We start from the raw sequence: 21934 nt of genomic DNA, 5'->3' as shown, positions 1-21934 counted from the left end.
CGGGCCACGCAGAGCGCGGACCGGATGTCTCGGTCAGATCGCCGAACTGTGACCCGCCTTCGACAGATCATAGGCGTCGAAGGCGCGGGCGATCATCCGGGTCAGCGGCTTGCCATGCTCGAGGATCACCAGCCCGTCATTGGTCAGATCCACGAAACCCGCGAACTGGTCGACGACCTCGCCGAACATGCGGTTCAGTTCGGATTTCGAGATGCCGAAGGTCTCGGTGATCTCGGCCGTCGATATGCGGAACTCGCACATCAGCTGCTCGATCATGCGCGAGCGCATGTAGTCCTCGGGCGTGAAGACATGGCCCCGCCCGGTGGCAAAGCGCCCGTCGCGGATGCGCGCGGTATAGTCCGACGTGCCCGACAGGTTCTGCGCGAAGCCCTGCGGAAACTTCGAGATCGAGGACGCCCCCAGCCCGATGAGCGCGGGCGCGGTGTCGTCGGTGTAGCCCTGGAAGTTGCGCCGCAGCCGACCGGCATCCAGCGCGCGGGCCAGCCCGTCCTCGGGCCGGGAGAAGTGGTCGATGCCGATCTCGCGATAGCCGTCCCACAGGAACAGTTCCTTCGCGGTCTCGTAAAGCTTCAGCCGCGCCTCGGGCGTGGGCAGCGCCTCGGCCGGGATCATCGACTGGCGACGCGCCATCCACGGCACATGGGCATAGCCGTAGAGCGCCACCCGGTCGGGCGAGAGCGACAGCAGCTTCTGCACCGATTCGGCGATCCGTTCGTTCGACTGGTGCGGCAGGCCATAGAGGATGTCGGCATTCAGGCTGGGGATGCCGCGGGCGCGGATCATGTCCACCGCGTCGCGGGTCACGTCATAGCTCTGGATGCGCCCGATCACCGACTGGATCTGCGGATCGAAATCCTGGATCCCGATCGAGGCGCGGTTCATCCCCGCTGCCGCGAGCACGTCCAGACGCGCCTCGTCGATCTCGTTGGGGTCGATCTCGACCGAGAACTCGCCGGTTTCGTGCATCGGCGCGGCCCTGAAGATGACCTCGGTCAGCTCCTTCATCATGTCCGGCGCCAGAAGCGTCGGCGTGCCGCCGCCCCAGTGCAGCCGCGACAGCGTTACCCCCGAGGGCAGCCGCCGACCCAGCATCTCGACTTCGGCCTTGAGCGTCTCGAGATAGGCGCGCACCGGCGCGTCGGACCGCGTTCCCTGCGTCCGGCAGGCGCAGAACCAGCACAACCGCCGACAGAACGGCACGTGGATATACAGAGAAATCTGCGAACCGGACTCGATCTGGTCGATCCAGCCGGCGAAGTCTCCGTCGTCTACCGATGCGTTGAAGTGCGGCGCCGTCGGGTAACTGGTGTAGCGGGGCACTTTCGCATCGAATAGACCGAGACGCGTGAGTTGCGATTCGGTGCTCATTGCACTAGCGTTAATTTTATCCAAGGGTTCGCTCCTTGATCGAAGTCAAAATTGGAAGCGGAATGACCGTGACCGACCCCCACCTTGCGCAGACGGAATGCGCGGATTGCCCGATCCGGCACCGGGCCGTCTGTGCCCGCTGCGAGACCGACGAACTGGATCAGCTCGAGGCGGTCAAGTATTACCGGACCTACGATGCCGGGCAGACCGTCATCTGGTCGGGTGACCGGATGGATTTCGTCGCCTCGGTGATCGAGGGCATCGCGACGCTCAGCCAGACGATGGAGGACGGGCGCACCCAGATGGTGGGCCTGCTGCTGCCCTCGGATTTCGTTGGCCGCCCGGGCCGCGAGACGGCCGCTTATGACGTGGTGGCGACGACGGCGCTGACCATGTGCTGCTTCCGCAGGAAACCCTTCGAAGAGCTGATGGTCCGCACGCCCCATATCGGGCAGCGCCTGCTGGAAATGACGCTGGACGAACTGGACGCGGCGCGGGAATGGATGCTGCTGCTGGGCCGCAAGACCGCGCGCGAGAAGATCGCGAGCCTTCTAGCGATCATCGCCCGGCGCGACGCGACGCTGAAACTGTCCAACCCGCGCGGCCGGATCGTGTTCGACCTGCCGCTGACGCGCGAGGCGATGGCGGACTATCTGGGGCTGACGCTGGAAACCGTCAGCCGACAGATGTCCGCGCTCAAGCGCGACGGGGTGATCGTTCTCGAAGGCAAGCGTCACGTTACCATTCCCGATTTCGACCGCCTGCTCGGCGAGACGGGCGACGATAGCGACGGCGGCTTGCTGGTCTGAGGCGGGGCGCGCGGGGGCTGCCCGGCCCCGCGCGCCCGGACACGTCAATGCGCCATCACGATCGGCACCGCGGTGCGCTCCAGCATGTCCCGCGTGGCCCCGCCCAGGATCGCCTCGCGGAAACGCGAATGCCCATAGGCCCCCATCACCATCATGTCGGCCGCGATGTCCTGGATGTGGCGCTGCAGCACGTCCGAGATCCGCGGCATGGTCTTGGCCAGAACCGAGATCTCGGCCTTCACCCCGTGGCGCGACAGCATCTGCGACAGCGACCCGCCCGGGTCCGACCGATCCGCGCCATGCCTCGGCGGATCGACGATGGCGATGTTCACCAGTTCCGCATGCTGCATCAACGGCAGGGCCTGCTTGATCGCGGCCATCGCCTCGTGGCTCTGGTTCCAGGCGATCACGATCTTCTGGCCGATCACCGCGGCATCCGCGTCCTCGGGCATGATCAGCAGCGGTGCATGGCCGTCGAACAGCACCGCCTCGGTCGCCGCCTCGTCCTCGATCCCGCGCCGTTCGCCATAGGGGCGCGGCATCACGACCAGGTCCGAATAGCGCGCGCGCTGCGCAACCAGGTGGCTCAATCCGGCGATCTGCGCAACTGCGGCCTCGGTGGCCCAGGCGATCCCCTCGCGGCCCAGCCGGTTGTTGACGGCGGTCTCGATCGCGGCCGAATCCTCCTGCGCCTTGTACAGCGTCTCCTGCTGGATGAAGGCGTTGGTGCCCGCGTAGTAATAGCCCGTCTGGGTGCGGTCCACGCCCAGGCAGAGAATGTCGAGATGGGCATCCTCCCGGTTCGCAAGCGTGATGGCGGGCTCGAGCGCCGAATGGGCGATGTCGGTATCCGTGATGATCGTGAGAATGGTCTTGTAACCCACCTGAACTGCTCCTTCGCGTCGACCCTGACGTTGCCCGCAACTCTAGCGCCGAGGGCGGCGGCCGGGCTTTGACAAGGATCAACCAGACTTTGGAACCGTTCGAAGAAGCCTTGACATGGATCAATGTATATCTTTGCATACAACGGGATACGTCACGGTATCGTGAGGGAGACGGCCGCCGGGAATCGGCCGGATGAGACGAAGGGACTTCCAATGTGGGACTACGTCAAGATCGCCGTCTATGGCGTCATCGCGGTCTGTGCCGCGATCGCGGCGAGCTATGCGCGCGACTTCGCATATCAGGTGCATGCGGTGATCGTGATGCTGGTCGCGGCGGGCCTGTTTCTGTGGACAGTGCGGCGCACCGGCGACCCGAAACCGGTGCCCGACACGGGTTACATGGACGATGTCGTCCGCGCGGGCGTCATCGCAACGGCATTCTGGGGGGTGATCGGCTTTGTCGCGGGCACCTTCATCGCCAGCCAGCTGGCCTTTCCCGCGCTCAATTTCGAATGAGCGCAGGACCACCTGAACTTCGGTCGGCTGCGGCCCCTTCACACCTCGGCGGTGATCTTCGCCTTCGGCGGCAACGCCCTGATCGCGACCTCGTTCTATGTGGTCCAGCGCACCAGTGCCGCGCGGCTCTGGGGCGGCAATGCCGCCTGGTTCGTGTTCTGGGGCTACCAGCTCTTCATCGTCCTGGCCGCGTCGGGCTATGTGCTGGGCGCTACCCAGTCCAAGGAATATGCCGAGCCGGAATGGTATGTCGACTGGTGGCTGACGATCGTCTGGGTGGTCTACCTGGCGATCTTCCTGGGCACGATCTTCCGTCGCAAGGAGCCCCATATCTACGTCGCGAACTGGTTCTACCTGTCCTTCATCGTGACCGTCGCGATGCTGCATCTCGTCAACAACCTCAGTGTGCCGGTCTCGTTCTTCGGGTCGAAGTCGGTGCAGGTCTTCGCCGGCGTTCAGGACGCCATGACCCAGTGGTGGTATGGCCATAACGCGGTCGGCTTCTTCCTGACCGCGGGTTTCCTGGGCATGATGTACTATTTCGTGCCCAAGCAGGCCGAGCGCCCGGTCTACAGCTACAAACTGTCGATCATCCACTTCTGGGCGCTGATCTTCCTCTATATCTGGGCCGGTCCGCACCACCTGCACTATACCGCGCTGCCCGACTGGGCCTCGACGCTGGGCATGGTGTTCTCGATCATGCTGTGGATGCCCTCCTGGGGCGGCATGATCAACGGCCTGATGACGCTGTCGGGGGCCCGGGACAAGCTGCGCACCGACCCGGTGATCCGGATGATGGTGGTGGCCGTGGGCTTCTACGGCATGTCCACCTTTGAGGGGCCGATGATGTCCATCAAGGCGGTCAACTCGCTGTCGCACTACACCGACTGGACCATCGGCCACGTCCATTCCGGCGCGCTGGGCTGGAACGGCATGATCACCTTCGGCGCGCTCTACTTCCTCGCGCCGCGGCTCTGGGGCAAGGAGCGGCTCTACTCGACCGCGCTGGTCTCCTGGCACTTCTGGCTCGCGACCATCGGGATCGTGCTCTACGCCGCCTCGATGTGGGTGTCGGGCATCATGGAAGGGCTGATGTGGCGTGAGGTCGATGCCCAGGGCTTCCTGGTCAACAGCTTTGCCGACACCGTCAGCGCCAAGTTCCCGATGTATGTGGTCCGTGCCATTGGCGGGGGGCTCTATGTCCTCGGCGGCCTGATCATGTGCTTCAACATCTGGAAGACCGCCACCTCCGCGCCGGCCCGTCAGCCCGCGCGCGTCGCGGTCCCTGCGGAATAAGGAGCGCAAGCCATGGCCATTCTCGAAAAGCACAAGATCATTGAGAAGAACGCCTCGCTGCTTCTGGTGTTCAGCTTTCTGGTGGTGACCGTCGGCGGTCTGGTGGAGATCGCGCCGCTCTTTTACCTCGAGAACACGATCGAGGAGGTGGAGGGCGTGCGCCCTTACTCGCCGATGGAGCTGGAAGGGCGCGACATCTATGTCCGCGAGGGCTGCTATGTCTGCCACAGCCAGATGATCCGCCCGATGCGCGACGAGGTCGAACGCTACGGGCATTACTCGTTGGCGGCGGAGTCGATGTATGACCACCCGTTCCAGTGGGGGTCCAAGCGGACGGGGCCCGACCTCGCCCGCGTCGGCGGGCGCTACTCGGACGACTGGCATGTCCAGCACCTGCGCGACCCGCAATCTGTGGTGCCGGAATCGATCATGCCCAAATACGGCTTCCTCGAGAACCGGATGATCGACCCGCAGGGGATCGCGGACAAGCTGCGCGTTCACCGCATGGTCGGCGTGCCCTATACCGACGAGATGATCGAGAACGCGGTGGCGGATTTCAAAGCCCAGATCGACCCGTTCTCGGATGGCGCCGACGCGCTGCTGGAACGCTATCCCGGCGCGCAGGTGCGCAATTTCGATGGCAAGCCGGGCATCTCGGAAATGGATGCGCTGATCGCCTATCTGCAAATGCTGGGCACGCTGGTCGATTTCTCGACCTTCGAGCTGCATGCAAGCCGGTAGGGGGGGCGCAATGGAAACCTATACCGCCATGCGGGCCTTCGCGGACAGCTGGATGCTCTTGTTCCTGACGCTGTTCTTCATCGGTGTGATCTTCTGGGCGCTGCGCCCGGGCAGCGCGCGGGTGCATCGTGACAGCGCCGACATCCCGTTCCGACATGACAACGAACCCGCCCCGTCCCATGGCGCGGACGAGGCCGCCCGCCACAAGGAGGCGCGGACATGAGCACGAGCGACAAGAAATCCCTGCCCGAAGACGTGGTCGGCACCACCGGCCATAGCTGGGACGGCATCGAGGAGTTGAACAATCCCCTGCCGCGCTGGTGGCTCTGGTCGTTCTATGCCTGCATCGCCTTCGCACTGATCTACGTGGTCCTTTACCCGGCTATCCCGCTGAAATCGGGCGCGACGCCGGGCCTTCTGGGCTATTCGACCCGGGCCGAGGTGGCGCGTGAGATCGAGCAGTTCCAGGGGGCGAACGCCGATCTGGTGGCGCGTCTGATCGAGGTGGAACTGGACCCCGAGGTGATCCGCGCCGATCCCGACCTTTACAACTACGCCGCGCAGGGCGGGGCCGCGGTGTTCCGTACCTTCTGCGCCCAGTGCCATGGCTCGGGTGCGGCGGGCGTGCAGGCGGCGGGCTATCCCAGCCTTCTGGACGATGACTGGCTCTGGGGTGGCGCGCTCGAGGAAATCTATACCACCGTCAGCCACGGCATCCGCAACGAGGACGATCCGGATGCGCGCTGGTCCCAGATGCCGGCCTTCGGCGTGGACGAGTTGCTGACCGACGAGGAAATCGGGCAGGTCGTGCATTACGTCCGAAAAATTTCGGGACAGGAACATGATGCCGCATTGGCAAGCGATGGCGAAGAGGTGTTTCTATACAATTGTGCCTCGTGCCACATGGATGATGGAACCGGTGACCGCTATCAGGGCGCGCCCAATCTGACGGACGCGATCTGGCTTTACGGCGGAAGTGTCGAGACGCTGACCGAAACGGTGTTCTACGCGCGCTTCGGCGTCATGCCGAGCCACCAGGAACGCCTGAGCGAGGCCGACCGGCGTGCGGTTGCGACCTATGTCCATCAGCTTGGCGGGGGCGAGTGAGATCAACGTCTTCCGGGGGCCGCAAGGCCCCCGGTCGATGGCACCGGCCCCCATCCTGTTCGCGCGTTTCCACGGGGGCCGGTGTTCATCCTCGCCCATCCCCCCGAACCCGTCCAGCGCGCCAGGTGAGACACGACTGTTCGTCTGCGCACAGTTTGGCACTTTTCCGGTTCTCAGGCGAGGGGTCCGCTGATTCGGCCCGGCCGCGGCCCGCAATGTGAACGGGCGGACGCTTTCAATCGCCCGGCACAAGGTCTAGTTAGAACAGATGCAGGTTCCTGTGGCGCGGCGCGACCGGCCGGCCGGGCCTGCAGCCCGAACGGAGTGAGCCCGTGAGCTCGACAGAACAACCCCCCGAGCGCCTTTACGTCGCCCGCGAACCGATCTTCCCGCGCCGCGTCTCGGGCAGGTTCCGCACCATCAGATGGTGGCTTCTCGCGATCTGCCTCGGGCTCTATTATCTGCTTCCCTGGGTGCGCTGGGACCGGGGGGCGAACCTGCCCGACCAGGCGGTGCTGATCGACCTGGCCAACCGGCGCTTCTTCTTCTGGATCGAGATCTGGCCGCACGAGTTCTATTTCGTTGCGGGGCTTCTGATCATGGCGGGGCTGGGGCTGTTCCTGTTCACCTCGGCGCTGGGCCGGGTGTGGTGCGGCTATTTCTGCCCGCAGACGGTCTGGACCGACCTCTTCATCCTGACCGAACGCTGGATCGAGGGCGACCGCAACAAGCGCGTCAAGCTGTGGAACGCCAGATGGGATGTCCACAAGACGCGGCTGCGGCTGACCAAATGGACGCTGTGGCTGCTGATCTCGGTCGCCACCGGCGGCGCCTGGGTGTTCTACTTCGCCGACGCGCCGACGCTCTTGTGGAACCTGATCACGCTTCAGGCCCATCCGGTCGCCTATTCGACGATCCTGGTGCTGACGCTGACCACGCTGATCCTGGGCGGGTTCATGCGCGAACAGGTCTGCATCTACATGTGCCCCTGGCCGCGCATCCAGGCCGCGATGATGGACGAGGACACGATCACCATCGGCTATCGCGAATGGCGGGGCGAGCCGCGCGGCAAGCATCGCAAGGCAGAGGGCGCCGAGGTGCTGGGCGATTGCATCGACTGCCATGCCTGTGTGAATGTCTGTCCCATGGGCATCGACATCCGCGACGGCCAGCAACTGGCCTGCATCACCTGCGGGCTGTGCATCGACGCCTGCGACGAGGTGATGGAGAAGATCGGCAAGCCGCGCGGGCTGGTCGACTACATGGCCCTGTCGGACGAGTCGCGCGAACGGGCGGGCGAAAAGCCCCGTTCGATCTGGACCCATGTCTTCCGCACCCGGACGATCCTTTACACCGCACTCTGGTCGGCGGTCGGCGTGGGGCTGATGGTCGCGCTGTTCGTGCGCTCGGATATCGACCTGACGGTGGCGCCGATCCGCAACCCGACCTTCGTGACACTGTCCGACGGCTCGATCCGTAACGCCTACGAGGTGCGGGTGCGCAACATGCAGGGCGAGGCGCGCGACTTCTCGATCTCCGTCACGCCGGGCGACAAGTTCAGGATCGAGATCGAGGGTGCCGAGGATGGCGTGTTCACCGTTGCGCCGGACGCGACCGAGCTCAAGCGCGTCTATGTCATCGCCCCCCCGGGCAGCGCCCCGGCGACCGCCCAGAGCACGCCCATCCGGCTGTGGCTGGAAGACCTTGCCGCCGCCGAGCGGGCCTTTAACGACACCATCTTCAACGGAAAGACAGGGCCATGAGCACAAGGGAACTGACCGGCCGCAAGGTCCTGATCATCATTGTGTCCTTTTTCACGGTGGTGATCGGCGTGAACCTGCTGCTCGCCTTCAAGGCGGTCAGCACCTTCCCCGGCCTCGAGGTCCAGAACTCCTATGTCGCCAGCCAGCATTTCGACGAGATGCGCGAGGCGCAACAGGCGCTGGGCTGGAGCGTGGCGGCCGACTACGATGCCGCGGCCGGGCTGTTCCTGCTGCGTTTCACCGATGCCGACGGCCTGCCCGTGCGCGCGCCCGAGGTCGAGGTGACGATCGGCCGGGCGACCAGCAACCGCGATGACCGTGCGCCCGAGCTGGCCTATTACAACGGCGCCTTCGCGGCACCGATGGGCCTGGGCCCCGGCTACTGGACCGTGCGTCTCGAGGCGCGCGCGGCGGATGGCACGCTGTTCCGTCAGCGGTTGCAGCTTTACGTCCGGGGCTAGGTCATGGAGGCCGCGCTGCGTCAGACTCCCTCGGCCTGTCCAGCCTGCGCCGCTGCCCCCGCAGCGGCCGAGGCGGCGGCGATGCCCAAGGGCGCGCGCCTGCTGCTGTCGCTGCCGACCATCCACTGCGCGGGCTGTATCGGCACGGTCGAACGCGCGCTGTCGCAGGCCGAGGGCGTGCGCTCGGCGCGGGTGAACCTGACGCTGAAGCGCGTCAGCGTCGATGCCGAACCCGAGGTCACCGCCGCCGCGCTGATCGAGCGGCTGCGCCGCGCGGGCTACGAGGCGCACGAGCTTGACCCGGGCGTGCTGTCGATGACCGAGACCGATCGGCAGGGCCGCGACCTGCTGATGCGCGTCGGCGTGGCCGGGTTCGCGATGATGAACATCATGATCCTGTCGGTGGCGGTCTGGGCCGGGGCGTCGGACGCCACGCGCGACATGTTCCACCTGATCTCGGCCCTGATCGCGATCCCCACCGTGGCCTTTGCCGGGCAGCCCTTCTTCCGCTCGGTGCTGGGCGCGCTCCGGGCGGGGCGGCTGAACATGGATGGCCCGATCGCGCTGGCGCTGGTGCTTACGGTCGCGATCTCGCTTTACGAAACGCTGAAATCGGGGGAGCACGCCTATTTCGAGGCGGTGCTGATGCTGACCTTCTTCCTGCTGATCGGCCGCTATCTGGACCACCGCGCCCGCGCGCTGGCCCGGTCCGCGGCCCAGGAACTGGCTGCACTGGAAGTGCCCCGCGCGATCCGGCTGAGCGATGGCGCCGAGCAGACGGTCCCGGTGTCCCAGCTGTCGGTGGGCGATCTGGTGCTGGTCCGCCCCGGCGGCCGGGTGCCGGTGGACGGCGTCGTGACCGCAGGCCGGTCCGAGGTGGACCGCTCGCTCCTGACCGGCGAGACGTTGCCGGTGGTGACCGCCGAAGGCGCGCAGCTCAGCGCGGGCGAGGTCAACCTGACCGGGCCGCTGACCGTGCGCGTGACGGCGGCGGGGCGCGACAGCTCGCTGCATCGCATGGCCGATCTGGTGGCCGCGGCGGAATCGGCCCGCACCCGCTACACCACGCTGGCCGACCGCGCCGCGCGCGCCTATGCGCCGACGATCCCGCTCCTGTCGCTGGGGGCCTTCTTCGTCTGGATGTGGTTCTCGGGCGGCGATCTGCGGCTTTCGGTCAATGTCGCCATCGCCACGCTCATCATCACCTGCCCCTGCGCGCTGGGCCTTGCGGTCCCGGCCGTGGTGACCGCGGCCAGCGGTCGGCTGTTCCGCAAGGGGCTGCTGATCAAGGACGGCACCGCGCTGGAGCGGCTGGCCGAGGTCGATACCGTCGTCTTCGACAAGACCGGCACGCTGACCATGGGCGCGCCGGTTCCCGACAATCTCGACGCCCATCCCGAACAGGCGCCGAGCGTCGCGCTCGCGCTGGCCGGGGCGTCCTCGCACCCGCTGGCGCGCGCCCTGGCCGAGGCGTTGCAGGCGCGCGGGGTGCGTCCCGCCGAGATCTCCGATCTGCGCGAGGCGCCGGGCTACGGGGTGCAGGGGACATGGCAGGGCCAGCCCGTCAAACTGGGCCGCGCAGGCTGGGTCGGCGCCACCCATGCCGCGACCACCGGCGCCTATCTGTCGCTTGGCGAGGAAACCCGCAGCTTCACCTTCACCGATGCGCTGCGCCCCGGCGCAGAACAGGTCGTGCAGGCGCTGCGGGCACAGGGCAAGGCGGTCTGGCTGATCTCGGGCGATGTCACGGCCGCGGTCGGGGCCATGGCGCGCAGGCTGGGGATCGAGAACTGGCAGGCGAACGCGCTGCCCGAGGAAAAGGCCACCAGGATCGCCGCGTTGCAGGACCAGGGCCATCGCGTGCTGATGGTGGGCGACGGGCTGAACGACACGGTGGCTCTGTCGGCTGCGCATGTCTCGATCTCGCCGGCCTCGGCGCTGGATGCGGCGCGGGCGGCCTCCGACATGGTGCTGCTGGGCCGCGACATCGCCCCGATTGCCGATGCGGTGCGCATGGCCCGGGTCTCGACCCGCCGCATCCGCCAGAATTTCTGGCAGTCGGGCCTTTACAACGCGGTCTTCGTGCCGGTCGCGCTTCTGGGCCTGTGCACCCCGCTCTGGGCGGCGCTGGCGATGTCGCTCAGTTCCGTCTCCGTGTCGCTGAACGCCTTGCGGCTGAGGTAGGCGCGATGGAGGTTCTTGCCTTCCTCATCCCGATCGCGCTGTTCCTGGGCGGTCTGGGGCTTGCGGCCTTTTTCTGGGCGCTGAAACATCGCCAATACGAAGACCCCGAAGGCGACTCGCGGCGCATCCTCAACGAGGACTGGGACGACCAGCCCAGGCCCTGAGCGTCAGGCGATGCGGGCCCAAACCCCGCCGGGCCCGTCGATCCCGACCGTGCAGACATTGCCCGCCACCAGCGGCCCGATGCCCGCAGGCGTGCCGGAACGGATCAGCTCGCCCGGGCCTTCGGCATAACCACAAGCTCGGCGTCGTGATGCAAGTCATGCGTTGCAGGCGGGTGGCGGATCGCCCGGCGGGTCAGGATTGCGGGCCGATCGGGTTGCATTCCGACCCCTGGGCCTGCAACCGGCGGCAGGCCATTGCGGCCTCTTCCTCGGTCATGCCCACGAAATTAGCCTCGAAACCCCGGTTGCTCTGCACCACCTTGCGCAGCGCGGAATCCAAGGCGCCGATCTCCTGCAACGCGGTTCTCAGCAGGATCCGCTCGGCCTGGTTGCGTGACCCGTAGCGTCCGACATTGATGCCCCACATCCGCCCACCCGACGATGACAGCCGGGTGACGACCTCCTGCCCACCAGGGTCGGCGGCGGCGGGCCTCGGCTTCGGCGGGGGCGTGGTGGCTGCGGTTGCGGCCAGCATGATCGCCTTGGGCCGGGCGCGGGGTGCGATGCTCGGCGCCGGGCTCGGCGCGGGCGCGGCCTCGGCCGCCGCAACCGCCAGTTCGGCCTGTGCCGCCTCCAGCACGCTTTCGACGCTCTCGACGACCGCGGCGATCACCTCCGCAGGCGGTTGCACGCTCGGACGGTTCAGCGGGCGCGGCGATGAGGTCAGCCGCATCGAGGCAAGAGCCGTGCCGCCCTCGTTCCCTCCCGGCCCGATCTTGCCGGCATAGGCAGGCCGCGCCGGCGTGCGCTGCGCAACGCGGTTGGGCGCCTTCCGGAACCCGAGGTCCAGCAGTTCGGCCACCTTGGCATTGCGGCTTGCCGGAGAGGCGCCGCCGAACACGGTCGCGATGATCCGCTTGCCGCCCCGATCGGCCGAGGCCACCAGGTTGAACCCCGCCGCGCGGGTATAGCCGGTCTTGATCCCGTCGGCGCCGCGATAACTGGCCAGAAGGCGGCGATTGGTATTCGACACAGTTGCGATCCCCGCATGCGTGCTCTCGCGCGAGAACAGGTTGTAATATTGCGGGTAGTGATAGAACAGGTTGCGCCCCAGCGTCGTCATGTCCCGCGCCGTGGACAGGTGCCCCTCCTGCGTCAGGCCATGGGCATTGCGGAACGTGGTGCGGCTCATGCCCATCGCTTTGGCCGTGCGGTTCATCCGCCGGGCAAAGGCCGCCTCGGACCCCTCTATCGCCTCGGCCAGGGCGGTGGCTGCATCATTGGCTGATTTGACCGATGCCGCGCGGATCAGATAGCGCAACTGGATCCTCTGGCCCGCTTTCAGCCCCAGCTTCGAGGGCGGCTCGGACGCCGCCTTGCGCGAGATGGTGACGTAATCGTCCAGGCCGATCTCGCCGTTCTGCACTGCCTCGAAGACGATATAAAGCGTCATCATCTTGGTCAGCGAGGCCGGATGCAACCGGGTATCGGCATTCTGCGCGTGCAGAACCTCGCCCGACCGCGCGTCGATCACCATGGCCGCGTAGGGCGCGGCGCGCGCCCCGGATGTCATGAATGCCATCGCGAACGCGATGAACGATATGACGAATATGCGCCGGACGTACTGCCCCGAACGTTGCACGGCTGTTGCCTTTTCACTGCCTCGCGTCGCCCGGATTTTTACGGTGGGCGATCGTTTCTGCGCTAAGCCTAGCACAGCCTTCGACACCGGAAAATACCCCGTTTCCGGGGAGTTTGCGGGTTTAACAAAGGTTGATCGAGATATCGCGTCGGCCGACCCGCATGCAACAATCCCTGCCTCTCGGCCTCAGCCAAGCGCCGCGATCAGGGCAGGCAATTCGCCCAGATGTTGCAATTCGGCAAACCGGGCATGGCCCCGTGGCGGCTCGGCATGTTCCAGCTCCCAGGTCAGCTCATGCGGCACGAACACGCCCCAGGCGCCCGCCTCGATCGCGGGAATCACGTCCGAGCGCAGCGAGTTGCCCACCATCGCCGCGCGGCTTGCCCCGTCGCCATGGCGGGCAAAGATCGTCCCATAGCGCGGCGCGGTCTTGTCCGACACGATCTCGACCCCATCGAACAGATCGCCCAGCCCCGACTGCGCCAGCTTGCGCTCCTGGTCCAGCAGATCGCCCTTTGTTATCATGAGTATGCGATGATCTGCCGCCAATGCCTCGACCGCCTCCCGCGCCTCGGGCATCAGCTCGATCGGATGGCGTAGCATCTCCTGCCCCGCCGCCAGCAATTCGCGGATCACGCTGGCGGGCACCCGGTCCTCGGTCACCTCGATCGCGGTCTCGATCATCGACAGAACGAAGCCCTTGATGCCGAATCCGTAATGGCCAAGGTTGCGCATCTCGGCCGCCATCAGCCGCTCCATCAGCCGGTCGGCCTCGGTGTAATCTGCCAGCAAGGCGGCGAATCGCTCTTGCGTCATGCGGAAGAACCGCTCGTTCTGCCAGAGCGTGTCGTCGGCATCGAACCCGATTGTCGTGATCGCCCTGGACATCCCGCGCCCGCCCCCATGCTCGACCCTTTTCAGACGGGCCGGCCCGCATATATAAAGAGGCCCAAGCCGAACACCACCCGATTTGCCGGAGACGGGCCGCCGTGACCACCGACCCTCGCATGATGGCCGACAAGGGCGACGCCCCCGAAGGCGAGACCGGAGTCATCACCAAGACGCGCCCCAAGACCCAGCGCCCGCCGCTCTACAAGGTGCTGCTGCTGAACGATGACTATACCCCGATGGAATTCGTCGTGCATGTCCTGGAACGCTTTTTCGGCATGACCCATGCGCAGGCTTTCGAGCTGATGCTGGTCGTGCACAAGAAGGGCGTCGCGGTGGTGGGCGTCTTCAGCTTCGAGGTGGCCGAGACCAAGGTCGCGCAGGTGATGGATTTCGCCCGCCGCCACCAGCACCCGCTGCAATGCACCATGGAAAAGGAATAGGGCCGCGCGCCCGCATTCCGGAAAGCACCTCATGCCCGATGCCCGCCTGACCCTTGCGCTGCACAGCGGCGCGGTCGCCTTGCCCGAAACCGGCCGCATTGTGGTCTTCGGTCCCTTGGCGGCCGCGGATCTCTCGGCGCTGCCGAAGGACCGGGTGCAGATCGTGCAGGGCTTCGCCCCCGATCACGACGCCTGGGCCGGGCGCGGCTGGGACGTGGTCGTGTCCCCCACGGGCGATTTCGCCGCCGCCATGGTCGTGGTGCCGCGCGCCAAGGGGCTGGCCCGCGCCTGGATCGCCGAGGCGCTGGCCCTGACCGGCGGCGGGCCGGTGATCGTGGATGGTGACAGGACCGACGGGGTCGGCAGCCTGTTCAGGGCGATCAAGGGGCAGGGGGCGGATGTCACGGCACCCTTCGCCAAGGCCCATGGCAAATGCTTCGCGCTGACCGCGGATCCGGCCGCCTTCGCCGCGTGGCGCCCGGGCGAGGGGGCGTTGATCGAAGGCCGCTACCGCACCGCGCCGGGCGTCTTCTCGGCGGACGGGGTGGACCGGGGCTCGGCGCTGCTGCTCGCCGCCCTTCCCGCCAGGCTCAAGGGGCGCGTGGCCGATCTGGGCGCAGGCTGGGGATACCTGGCGGGCGAGGCGCTCCCGGCCCATCCCGAGATCGCCGAGATGCACCTTGTCGAGGCCGACCACGCCGCCCTGTCCTGCGCGCGCGCCAATGTCCCCGACCCGCGCGCCCGCTTCCACTGGGCCGACGCCACCGCCTTCGCCCCCGATGCGCCCTTCGACATCGTGCTGGCCAACCCGCCCTTCCATGCCGCGCGCATCGCCGATCCGGGCCTTGGCCGCGCCTTCCTTGCCGCCGCCGCCCGCCTGCTCGCGCCGCACGGGCAGGCCTTCGTCGTCGCCAACCGCCATCTGCCCTATGAACGCGACCTTGCCGCGCTCTTCGTCGAGACCCACGAGATCGGCGGCGATGCGGGCTTCAAGGTCCTGCATGGGCACAGGCCAAGGCGCGCCGCTCGCGGGGGGCGGTGAAATCGCCTAGCTTGGGCATCCGAATCAGGAGTTCCACCGCATGTCCTTCTCCATCTCCGGCAAGACCGCCATCGTGACCGGCGCAGCCAATGGTGTGGGCCTCGCCATCGCGCGCCACTTCGTGGATCGCGGTGCCAACGTGATGTTCGCTGATATCGACGAGGACCGCCTGACCGACGAATGCGGCAAGCAGACCGAAGCCGAAGGCAACATGCGCTATTTCGCGGGCGACCTGCGCGAAAGGCTGACGGTCGCCAACCTGCTCTCGGCGACCATCGACGCCTTCGACCGGATCGACATCCTTGTGAATGCCAGCCGCCAGATGATCTCCTCGGACCCGCTCGACCCCGATCAGGACGCGGTCGAGACGCTGTTGCAGCAGAACCTGATGACCAGCCTGCGCCTCAGCCAATGCGTCGCCCGCCGGATGATCCGCCAAGCCGAGGCGGACGGGCTGGACGAGGGCTGCGCGGGGACGATCGTGAACCTCTCCTCGATCGCGGCCCGGCGCACCCATCCCGACCTGATGGGCTATTCGGTCAGCTGCGCCGCGCTCGACCAGCTTACGCGCTCGATGGCGGTGGCGCTCGCGCCGCACCGGATCCGGGTGAACGCGGTGGCCTTCGGCTCGGTGCTCTCGGCCAGCCTGCAAGGTGTGCTCAAGGATCACGCCGAATACCGCGACGACATCCGCGTCCACACCCCGCTCGGCCGTATCGCCAAGCCCGCCGAACTGGCCGAGACGGTGCAGTTCCTTTCCTCCGACGGCGCGCAGTTCATCACCGGCCAGATCCTGACGGTCGATGGCGGGCGCACGTTGCTCGACCCGGTCAACGCCCCGGCCCACTGACCCCGCGCCCCCTTCTTCTTCTGGCCGGAAATATCCCGGGGGGAGTCCGCAAGGACGGGGGGCAGCGCCCCCCTTGCGACCCGCCGCCGGTCCGTCACCGCAGCAGCAGCATCCCCAGCACCCGCGCCATCACCCGCGCGCTGTCCAGCATGTCGTCGATGCTCGCCCATTCGTCGGGCTGATGCGCCAGGTCCAGGATCCCCGGCCCATAGGCGATGCAGTTCTTCAGCCGCCCGATCCGGTCGATATGCTTCTGGTCATAGGTGCCGGGCGAGACGACGAAATCGGGCGCCCGGCCCAGCACATGCGTGATCGCCTGCGCCACGGTCGTCACCACCGGAGCATCGCGCGGGGCCATGGTCGGCACCACCTCGAACAACTTGCGGATCTCGTAGGCAAAGCCCGGCCGACGGGCCTTGACCCGTTCCATCAGCTTGGCGACCTCGGCGATGTCCTCCTCGATCAGCACGCGCCGGTCGATCACGATGCGGCAGCGGTCGGGCACGCAGGGCGCGGGCAGGCCGGTATAGCCGGGTTCCTGTTCCGGCTCGCCGCCATGGATCGCGTTGATGTTCAGCGTCGAGGACCGCGCCCCTTCGGGCACCACCGGCATCGCGGTCTGCCGGCCTGCGAGCAGCGGGAACAGCGTCTCTTCCATCTCGGCGATCACCGCGCCCATGTGGCGCACCGCGCAATCGCCGGGAAACGGCATCGAGCCATGGGCGATGCGCCCCTGCGTCTCGATCTCGGCCCACCAGACGCCGCGATGGCCCAGGCAGATGCGGTCCTTGTTCAGCGGTTCGGGGATGATGACATGCTGCACCCGGTCGGGGTCGAACCAGCCGCGTTCGGCGAGCCACGCGACACCGCCATAGCCGCCCGATTCCTCGTCCGCCGTGGCGCTGATCTCGACCGCGCCGCGATAATCCGGGCAGGTCTCGACAAAGGCTTCGGCGGCGATCACGGCCGCGGCGATGCCCCCCTTCATGTCGCAGGCGCCCCGGCCATAGACGCGGCCATCCCGAACCTCGCCGCCAAAGGGATCGACGCTCCAGCCATAGCCGACCTCGACGACATCGTGATGGCCGTTGAAATGCACGCATTCCCCGGGTTCCGCGCCCTCATGCCGGGCGATCAGGTTCCAGCGCGGATGCGCGTCGCTGTCGGCCGGTGCGCCCGCGGCGCGGATCATCTCGACGCCAAACCCTTTTGCCGCCGGCCGGGTGGCAAGGAATTCGCAGATCCCGCGATAGTTCCGCCCCGGCGGGTTCAGCGTCGGGATGCGGACCCATGCCTGCGTCAGCGCCACCAGATCGTCGCGCCGCGGCGTTGCGGCACGGTGCAAAACCCATCCGATGCGCCTATATCCGAACGCAAGAAGCTGACCCGTTATCCTACGGCCGAGGGGGGCCGAGATGATCGCCCTGCTGCGCTTCCTTCTGATGGGGTTCGTCGTCCTGACGGTGGTCTATGTTTCCGTCTTGCTCTATTCCCGCGCCATGCGTCGCCGGAAGCTGCGGCGCCACTGGGACGAGAAGATCGGCACGGGTGACCGCGACGCCTTCGTCCGCGAGGGGCTTGCCCTGTATGACCGCTCGCTGCGGCGCAGGCTGATCCTCGGGGTCTACATCATTCCGATGATCGTGGTCGGCACGATCGTCTACATCGTCAATTACACATGAGGCTGCGATGGTTTACGTCAAATGGACCTTCCTTGCGGTGATCGCCGCGCTGGTCTTTTCCTTCCTGCACTACACGCTGCCCCAGCACGACGTCGTGCGCATCATCAATACCGAGATTCGCCGGATCGAGTTCGGCGACAACTCGATCTTCTGGTCGGGCTCGGCGCCCGGATCGGCGGACGGCGTCGCCAGTCGCGACGTGCATTTCATCGAGACCTTTCGCCCCAACGGCAAGCCGATGGTCTATCGCAACGAGGATACCGGTTGGGGCTGGCCGCCCTATTTCAAGATCAACACCTCGAATCTTCAGGCCATTGCGCGGGACCTGATCTCGACCAAGGACAACCCGCGATGGGTGGTGATCACCCATTACGGCTGGCGCAACGAATATTTCTCGATCTACCCCAACGCGGTCGCCGTGCGCCCCGCCGAGGGCCCGGACGAGTTCATCATCCCGTGGTTCAACATCGCCGTCCTGTTCAGCCTCGCGGTCTTCGCGGCGTGGGTCTGGACCTTGGTTGCCCGGTTCAAGGAGAGCCGGATCGAACCGCTGATCGACGACCCGGACAGCCGCGCCGGGGCGGTCCTGCGCCGTCTGTTCGGCGGGGGCGGGCGGTAGCGCTCAGGCCCCCCACGGGATCAGGATCGTCCTGACATCGGTGGCCGCGCGCAGGAACGCGCGGCCCTCGCCCTGCGCGCCCCACCAGTCGCGGGCGCGTCCGTGATTGACCCAGCTCCGTTTCAGGTTGCCCGCCGCCGCGCGCTCGATCCCGGCGGACAGGTCCGTGGACGAGAAGCACCAGACCGCATCGACATCCATATGCGCGGCCAGCGGCTCGGCCAGCGCGGCATGCGCCCCGGTGAGCAGGTTCACCACACCCCCCGGCAGGTCCGATGCCTCCAGCACCTCGCAGAACGCCGTCGCTGTCAGCGGGCAGGGCTCCGAGGGGACCAGCACGCAGGCATTGCCCATCGCGATCGCGGGCGCCAGCACCGAGACAAGGCCCAGAAGCGGCGCTTCGTCCGGGCAAAGCGCGCCGATCACGCCAACCGGCACCGCCATCGCCAGCGCCGTGCCGCGGATCGGCCCCGGCCTGATCTCGCCCGCCTGCGTCCCGGCGCGCCCGGCCCATGCTAACAGCCGTTCGACACTTTGCGCCACCTCGGCCTTTGCGCCGGGTCCCCCGGTCATCGTCCGCAGCAGGTCCGCGACCTCGGCCGCTCGCTCGGAAAGGGTCTCGGCGAGGGTGCAAAGCACATTCGCGCGGGCCTGCGCGCCCTGCGCCGCCCATCCCGGTTGTGCCTTGCGCGCCGCCGCCACCGCGGCATGGACATCCTCGCGCGTGGCCAGCCCCACATGGCCGATCACCTGCCCGCGCGGCTCATGGATCGCGCGCGCCTGCCCACCGCTTGGCGGTACCCGCCTGCCCCCGATCCACAGCCTTTCGGCCCGTGCCAGCGGATCGCCTTGCCGGGGCGGGGCGGGCGGTTTCAACCTTTTCCCCCGTCGCTCGGGCCGCAGATACGCGGTCAGCCCGTCCAGGCCGCCGAATCCGGCCGCATCGACCGGATTCGCCCCGTTCACCCGGACGATCCCCGCCGCCAGCCTCGGCGCCACGTCCAGCGCCAAGGTGATGCTCTCGGACCAGACGCTTGCCACCTGCCCATGGCGGGCGTCATTGGCCAGTTGCACCGCCTCGGTCGGCGTGCGGAAGGTAGTCGAGACCAGCACGGGGCCGAAAACCTCTGCCTGCATCAGCCGCGAGGCCGGGGCCAGCCCCGAGACCAGCGTCGGCGGATGGAACGCCCCCCGTTCGGGCAGCGTGCCATCGGGCTGGAACAGATCGCCCTCCGCCGCCCCTTCGGCCACCAGCGCGGCCACATGGTCGCGCTGGCCTGTGTCGATCAGCGCGCCGATATCGGTGCACTTGTCTAGCGGATCGCCCAGCCGCAGCCCCGCCATCCGCGCCTTCAGCCGCGCAAGGAAATCCCCCGCGATCCCCTCCTGAAGGATCAGCCGCGCCCCCGCACCGCCCGCTGGGCCACGGCTGCACATCGCCTCGACCGCGCCTTCGACCGCCGCATCCAGATCGGCATCCTCGAAAACGATCACCGGCGGCTTGGCCGACAGATGCAGCCCCAGCGCCTTGCCGCTGCCCGCCGTCGCCGCCCGGATCGCCCGCCCGACCCCGGCCGACCCGGCAAACCCGATCCCGTCGATCCCGAGATGGGCCACCATCGCCTCGCCCACCGCCACGCCGCCGGTCACGACATTGACGATCCCCCTGGGCAGCCCCGCCACGCGCGCAAGATCGGCAAACAGCAGCGCGCCCAGCGAGGTCCGTTCGGCCGGTTTCAGAACTATCGTGTTCCCCGCCGCAAGCGCGGGCGCGGCCATCGAGGCCAGCATCACGAAGGGCAGGGTCGAGGGCAGGATCAGACCGCAGACGCCCAGCGGCACCTGGCCGGGCAAGTCTTGCTCCAGAAGCTGCGCCAGCCCCGCATTGTGGTGGAAGTGCCGCTCGGCCAGCGCCATGCCCATCTCGCGACTTTCGCGGATCGGCTGGCCGCTGTCCAGCGTCTCCAGCACCGCGATCAGGCGGGCGCGCTGGCGGATCAGCCGGGCCAGCGTGCGCAGATGCCGCGCCCGCGCCGCCCCGCCCAGCCCGGCCCATTTCGGCTGCGCCCGGCGCGCGGCGGCCACGGCGTCCTCCAACTCTCCGGGGGTCGCGGCGGTCAGCATCGCCAGCCCCTCGCCCGTGGCGGGGTTCCGCGCCTCGACCCCCGCGCGCGGCTCGGTGATCCGGCCCGCGATGAACAGCCCGAACCGGTTCCCGTGCCCCGCCAGCCAGTCAAGCGCCTCGGCCGGGCTTTCGGGGGCGGGGCCATAGTCCATCGTCTGCATCAGCTCGGAAACGCTCATCCCGTCACCCCATCGGATGCCGCCACGCGGCCGAAGGGGCGCCGGTGACATGCTGTTCGATCTGTCGCTCGATATCGCCCAGAAGCGACGAGGCGCCAAAGCGGAACAGGTCGGGCGACAGCCAGCGATCCCCCAGTTCCTCCTTGATGAGCGCGAGCCAGACAAGCGCCTCCTTCGCCGTGGAAATCCCGCCCGCGGGCTTGAACCCGACCCGCTGGCCGGTGGCTGCGTGATAGGCGCGGATCGCGCGCAGCATGGTCAGGCCGACGGGCAGGGTGGCGTTCACCGGTTCCTTGCCGGTCGAGGTCTTGATGAAATCCGCCCCCGCCATCATGCACACAAGGCTTGCGCGCGCGACATTCGTCAAGGTCCCCAACTCGCCCGTGGCAAGGATCGTCTTCAGATGCGCCGGGCCACAGGCCGCGCGAAAGGCGGCCACCTCGTCGTAAAGCGCGGCCCAGTCGCCCAGCAGCACATGGCGGCGCGAAATCACGATGTCGATTTCCGCGGCCCCCGCCGCCACCGATGCCTCGATCTCGGCCAGCCGCGTGGCCATCGGCGACAGCCCCGCGGGAAACCCCGTGGACACCGCCGCCACCGGAATGCCCGAGCCCCGCAGCGCGGCCAGCGCGGGCGCGATCATCTCGTGATAGACGCAGACCGCCGCGGTGGTCAGCCCGTCCACCCCCAGCGCGTCCAGCAGATCGGCGCGCACCGGCTGGCGGGCCTTGGCACAGAGCCGATGCACCCGCCCGGGCGTGTCATCGCCCGCCAGCGTGGTCAGGTCGATCAGGCCGACCGCCCGCAGCAGCCACGCCACCCGATGCACCCCCGTCACCGGCCGACAGGCGGGCAGGCTGGCGCAGCGCCGCTCGGCCGCCGGGCGGTTGACCCGGGCCGTCCGCAGCCAGTCCATGTCCAGCGGCAGGCCCCGATTGCGCGCATGGCTGACAAGCGGCAGCGCGGCGTGGGGCGGTGTTTCGGTTCGGGGGGCGTCTGGGGGCACGGCGGCGGGCACCTGTCGTGGGCGTTCCGCTCTTGGTCGCATGGAGGCACCCGGCTTGGCAAGCGGGGCGGGGCGGGGCGCCTCAGAGCGTCAGGAAATAATCGTCATGGGCGCGCCAATAGGCCACCAGATCCGCAGCCCGCG

General features: G+C 67.6%; 20 protein-coding genes and 1 pseudogene. 14 read left to right on the top strand and 7 right to left on the bottom strand.

Annotated features, from left to right (window positions below):
- Window positions 1–33: 33 nt before the first annotated feature.
- Window positions 34–1389: an oxygen-independent coproporphyrinogen III oxidase gene (gene hemN, locus ENN83_RS00490; RefSeq protein ID WP_287182816.1), complete on the bottom strand. Its 1356-nt coding sequence runs from the start codon at window positions 1387–1389 to the stop codon at window positions 34–36.
- Between the two features lie 62 nt (window positions 1390–1451).
- Between hemN and fnrL the strand changes: the two genes are divergently transcribed.
- On the top strand, window positions 1452–2198 hold the full coding sequence (fnrL, locus tag ENN83_RS00485; protein WP_287182813.1) for a transcriptional regulator FnrL: 747 nt from the start codon (window positions 1452–1454) through the stop codon (window positions 2196–2198).
- Window positions 2199–2242: 44 nt separating this feature from the next.
- Here fnrL and ENN83_RS00480 read toward each other — a convergent pair whose 3' ends face one another.
- Window positions 2243–3082 (bottom strand): universal stress protein, encoded by an 840-nt coding sequence (locus ENN83_RS00480; RefSeq protein ID WP_287182810.1) that lies wholly within the window; start codon window positions 3080–3082, stop codon window positions 2243–2245.
- Window positions 3083–3295: 213 nt separating this feature from the next.
- Here ENN83_RS00480 and ccoN point away from each other — a divergent pair.
- From ccoN to ccoS, 8 genes and pseudogenes are all read left to right on the top strand, one after another.
- Window positions 3296–4894 (top strand): annotated as a pseudogene (gene ccoN, locus ENN83_RS00475) (cytochrome-c oxidase, cbb3-type subunit I).
- 12 nt (window positions 4895–4906) lie between these two features.
- Window positions 4907–5635: a cytochrome-c oxidase, cbb3-type subunit II gene (ccoO, locus tag ENN83_RS00470; protein WP_287182809.1), complete on the top strand. Its 729-nt coding sequence runs from the start codon at window positions 4907–4909 to the stop codon at window positions 5633–5635.
- 10 nt (window positions 5636–5645) lie between these two features.
- A complete protein-coding gene (locus tag ENN83_RS00465; RefSeq protein ID WP_287182806.1) occupies window positions 5646–5858 on the top strand; it encodes a cbb3-type cytochrome c oxidase subunit 3 in 213 nt (70 codons plus the stop codon).
- Window positions 5855–6742 carry a cytochrome-c oxidase, cbb3-type subunit III gene (gene ccoP, locus ENN83_RS00460; RefSeq protein WP_287182803.1) on the top strand — a complete coding sequence of 296 codons (888 nt, stop codon included), beginning with the start codon at window positions 5855–5857 and terminating at the stop codon, window positions 6740–6742. Before ENN83_RS00465 ends, ccoP begins: the two co-directional genes overlap by 4 nt.
- A gap of 332 nt (window positions 6743–7074) precedes the next feature.
- Window positions 7075–8505 carry a cytochrome c oxidase accessory protein CcoG gene (gene ccoG / locus ENN83_RS00455; RefSeq protein WP_287182800.1) on the top strand — a complete coding sequence of 477 codons (1431 nt, stop codon included), beginning with the start codon at window positions 7075–7077 and terminating at the stop codon, window positions 8503–8505.
- Window positions 8502–8966: a FixH family protein gene (locus tag ENN83_RS00450; RefSeq protein ID WP_287182797.1), complete on the top strand. Its 465-nt coding sequence runs from the start codon at window positions 8502–8504 to the stop codon at window positions 8964–8966. Before ccoG ends, ENN83_RS00450 begins: the two co-directional genes overlap by 4 nt.
- A gap of 3 nt (window positions 8967–8969) precedes the next feature.
- On the top strand, window positions 8970–11150 hold the full coding sequence (locus ENN83_RS00445; protein WP_287182794.1) for a heavy metal translocating P-type ATPase: 2181 nt from the start codon (window positions 8970–8972) through the stop codon (window positions 11148–11150).
- Between the two features lie 5 nt (window positions 11151–11155).
- Window positions 11156–11314: a cbb3-type cytochrome oxidase assembly protein CcoS gene (ccoS, locus tag ENN83_RS00440; protein WP_287182792.1), complete on the top strand. Its 159-nt coding sequence runs from the start codon at window positions 11156–11158 to the stop codon at window positions 11312–11314.
- Between the two features lie 193 nt (window positions 11315–11507).
- On the opposite strand, the gene ENN83_RS00435 is transcribed toward ccoS, so the two are convergent.
- Both ENN83_RS00435 and ENN83_RS00430 read right to left on the bottom strand, forming a co-directional pair.
- A complete protein-coding gene (locus ENN83_RS00435) occupies window positions 11508–12896 on the bottom strand; it encodes a D-alanyl-D-alanine carboxypeptidase family protein (RefSeq protein WP_287182788.1) in 1389 nt (462 codons plus the stop codon).
- 246 nt (window positions 12897–13142) lie between these two features.
- Window positions 13143–13844: an HAD family hydrolase gene (locus ENN83_RS00430; protein ID WP_287182786.1), complete on the bottom strand. Its 702-nt coding sequence runs from the start codon at window positions 13842–13844 to the stop codon at window positions 13143–13145.
- 122 nt (window positions 13845–13966) lie between these two features.
- Here ENN83_RS00430 and clpS point away from each other — a divergent pair, with 122 nt between their 5' ends.
- The 3 genes from clpS to ENN83_RS00415 are packed head-to-tail and all read left to right on the top strand — an operon-like array spanning window position 13967 to window position 16179.
- A complete protein-coding gene (gene clpS / locus ENN83_RS00425) occupies window positions 13967–14287 on the top strand; it encodes an ATP-dependent Clp protease adapter ClpS (RefSeq protein WP_253088964.1) in 321 nt (106 codons plus the stop codon).
- A 31-nt stretch (window positions 14288–14318) separates the two neighbouring features.
- Window positions 14319–15329, top strand: coding sequence for a class I SAM-dependent methyltransferase (locus ENN83_RS00420; RefSeq protein WP_287182783.1), 1011 nt, complete (start codon window positions 14319–14321; stop codon window positions 15327–15329).
- A gap of 40 nt (window positions 15330–15369) precedes the next feature.
- Complete coding sequence (locus ENN83_RS00415) at window positions 15370–16179, top strand: SDR family NAD(P)-dependent oxidoreductase (RefSeq protein WP_287182780.1); 810 nt, start codon at window positions 15370–15372, stop codon at window positions 16177–16179.
- A 94-nt stretch (window positions 16180–16273) separates the two neighbouring features.
- Here the strand turns inward: ENN83_RS00415 and ENN83_RS00410 are convergent, their stop codons facing one another.
- Window positions 16274–17524: an acetylornithine deacetylase/succinyl-diaminopimelate desuccinylase family protein gene (locus ENN83_RS00410; RefSeq protein WP_287182778.1), complete on the bottom strand. Its 1251-nt coding sequence runs from the start codon at window positions 17522–17524 to the stop codon at window positions 16274–16276.
- A 70-nt stretch (window positions 17525–17594) separates the two neighbouring features.
- On the opposite strand from ENN83_RS00410, the gene ENN83_RS00405 reads away from it, so the two are divergent.
- Together ENN83_RS00405 and ENN83_RS00400 are read left to right on the top strand one after the other, a co-directional pair.
- Window positions 17595–17861, top strand: coding sequence for a hypothetical protein (locus tag ENN83_RS00405; RefSeq protein WP_287182776.1), 267 nt, complete (start codon window positions 17595–17597; stop codon window positions 17859–17861).
- A 7-nt stretch (window positions 17862–17868) separates the two neighbouring features.
- Window positions 17869–18480, top strand: a complete 612-nt coding sequence (locus tag ENN83_RS00400; protein ID WP_287182774.1) for a DUF1523 family protein — start codon at window positions 17869–17871, stop codon at window positions 18478–18480.
- A gap of 3 nt (window positions 18481–18483) precedes the next feature.
- Here the strand turns inward: ENN83_RS00400 and ENN83_RS00395 are convergent, their stop codons facing one another.
- Window positions 18484–20784 carry an aldehyde dehydrogenase family protein gene (locus ENN83_RS00395; RefSeq protein WP_287182772.1) on the bottom strand — a complete coding sequence of 767 codons (2301 nt, stop codon included), beginning with the start codon at window positions 20782–20784 and terminating at the stop codon, window positions 18484–18486.
- Window positions 20785–20788: 4 nt separating this feature from the next.
- Complete coding sequence (gene deoC, locus ENN83_RS00390) at window positions 20789–21832, bottom strand: deoxyribose-phosphate aldolase (protein ID WP_287182771.1); 1044 nt, start codon at window positions 21830–21832, stop codon at window positions 20789–20791.
- Between the last annotated feature and the right edge of the window lie 102 nt (window positions 21833–21934).

It is taken from the genome of Rhodovulum sp., assembly GCF_011048875.1.
Taxonomy (GTDB): Bacteria; Pseudomonadota; Alphaproteobacteria; order Rhodobacterales; family Rhodobacteraceae; genus Rhodovulum; species Rhodovulum tesquicola.
The sequence above is the reverse complement of the archived record's forward strand: the minus strand, read 5'-3'. Positions and strand labels throughout refer to the sequence as shown.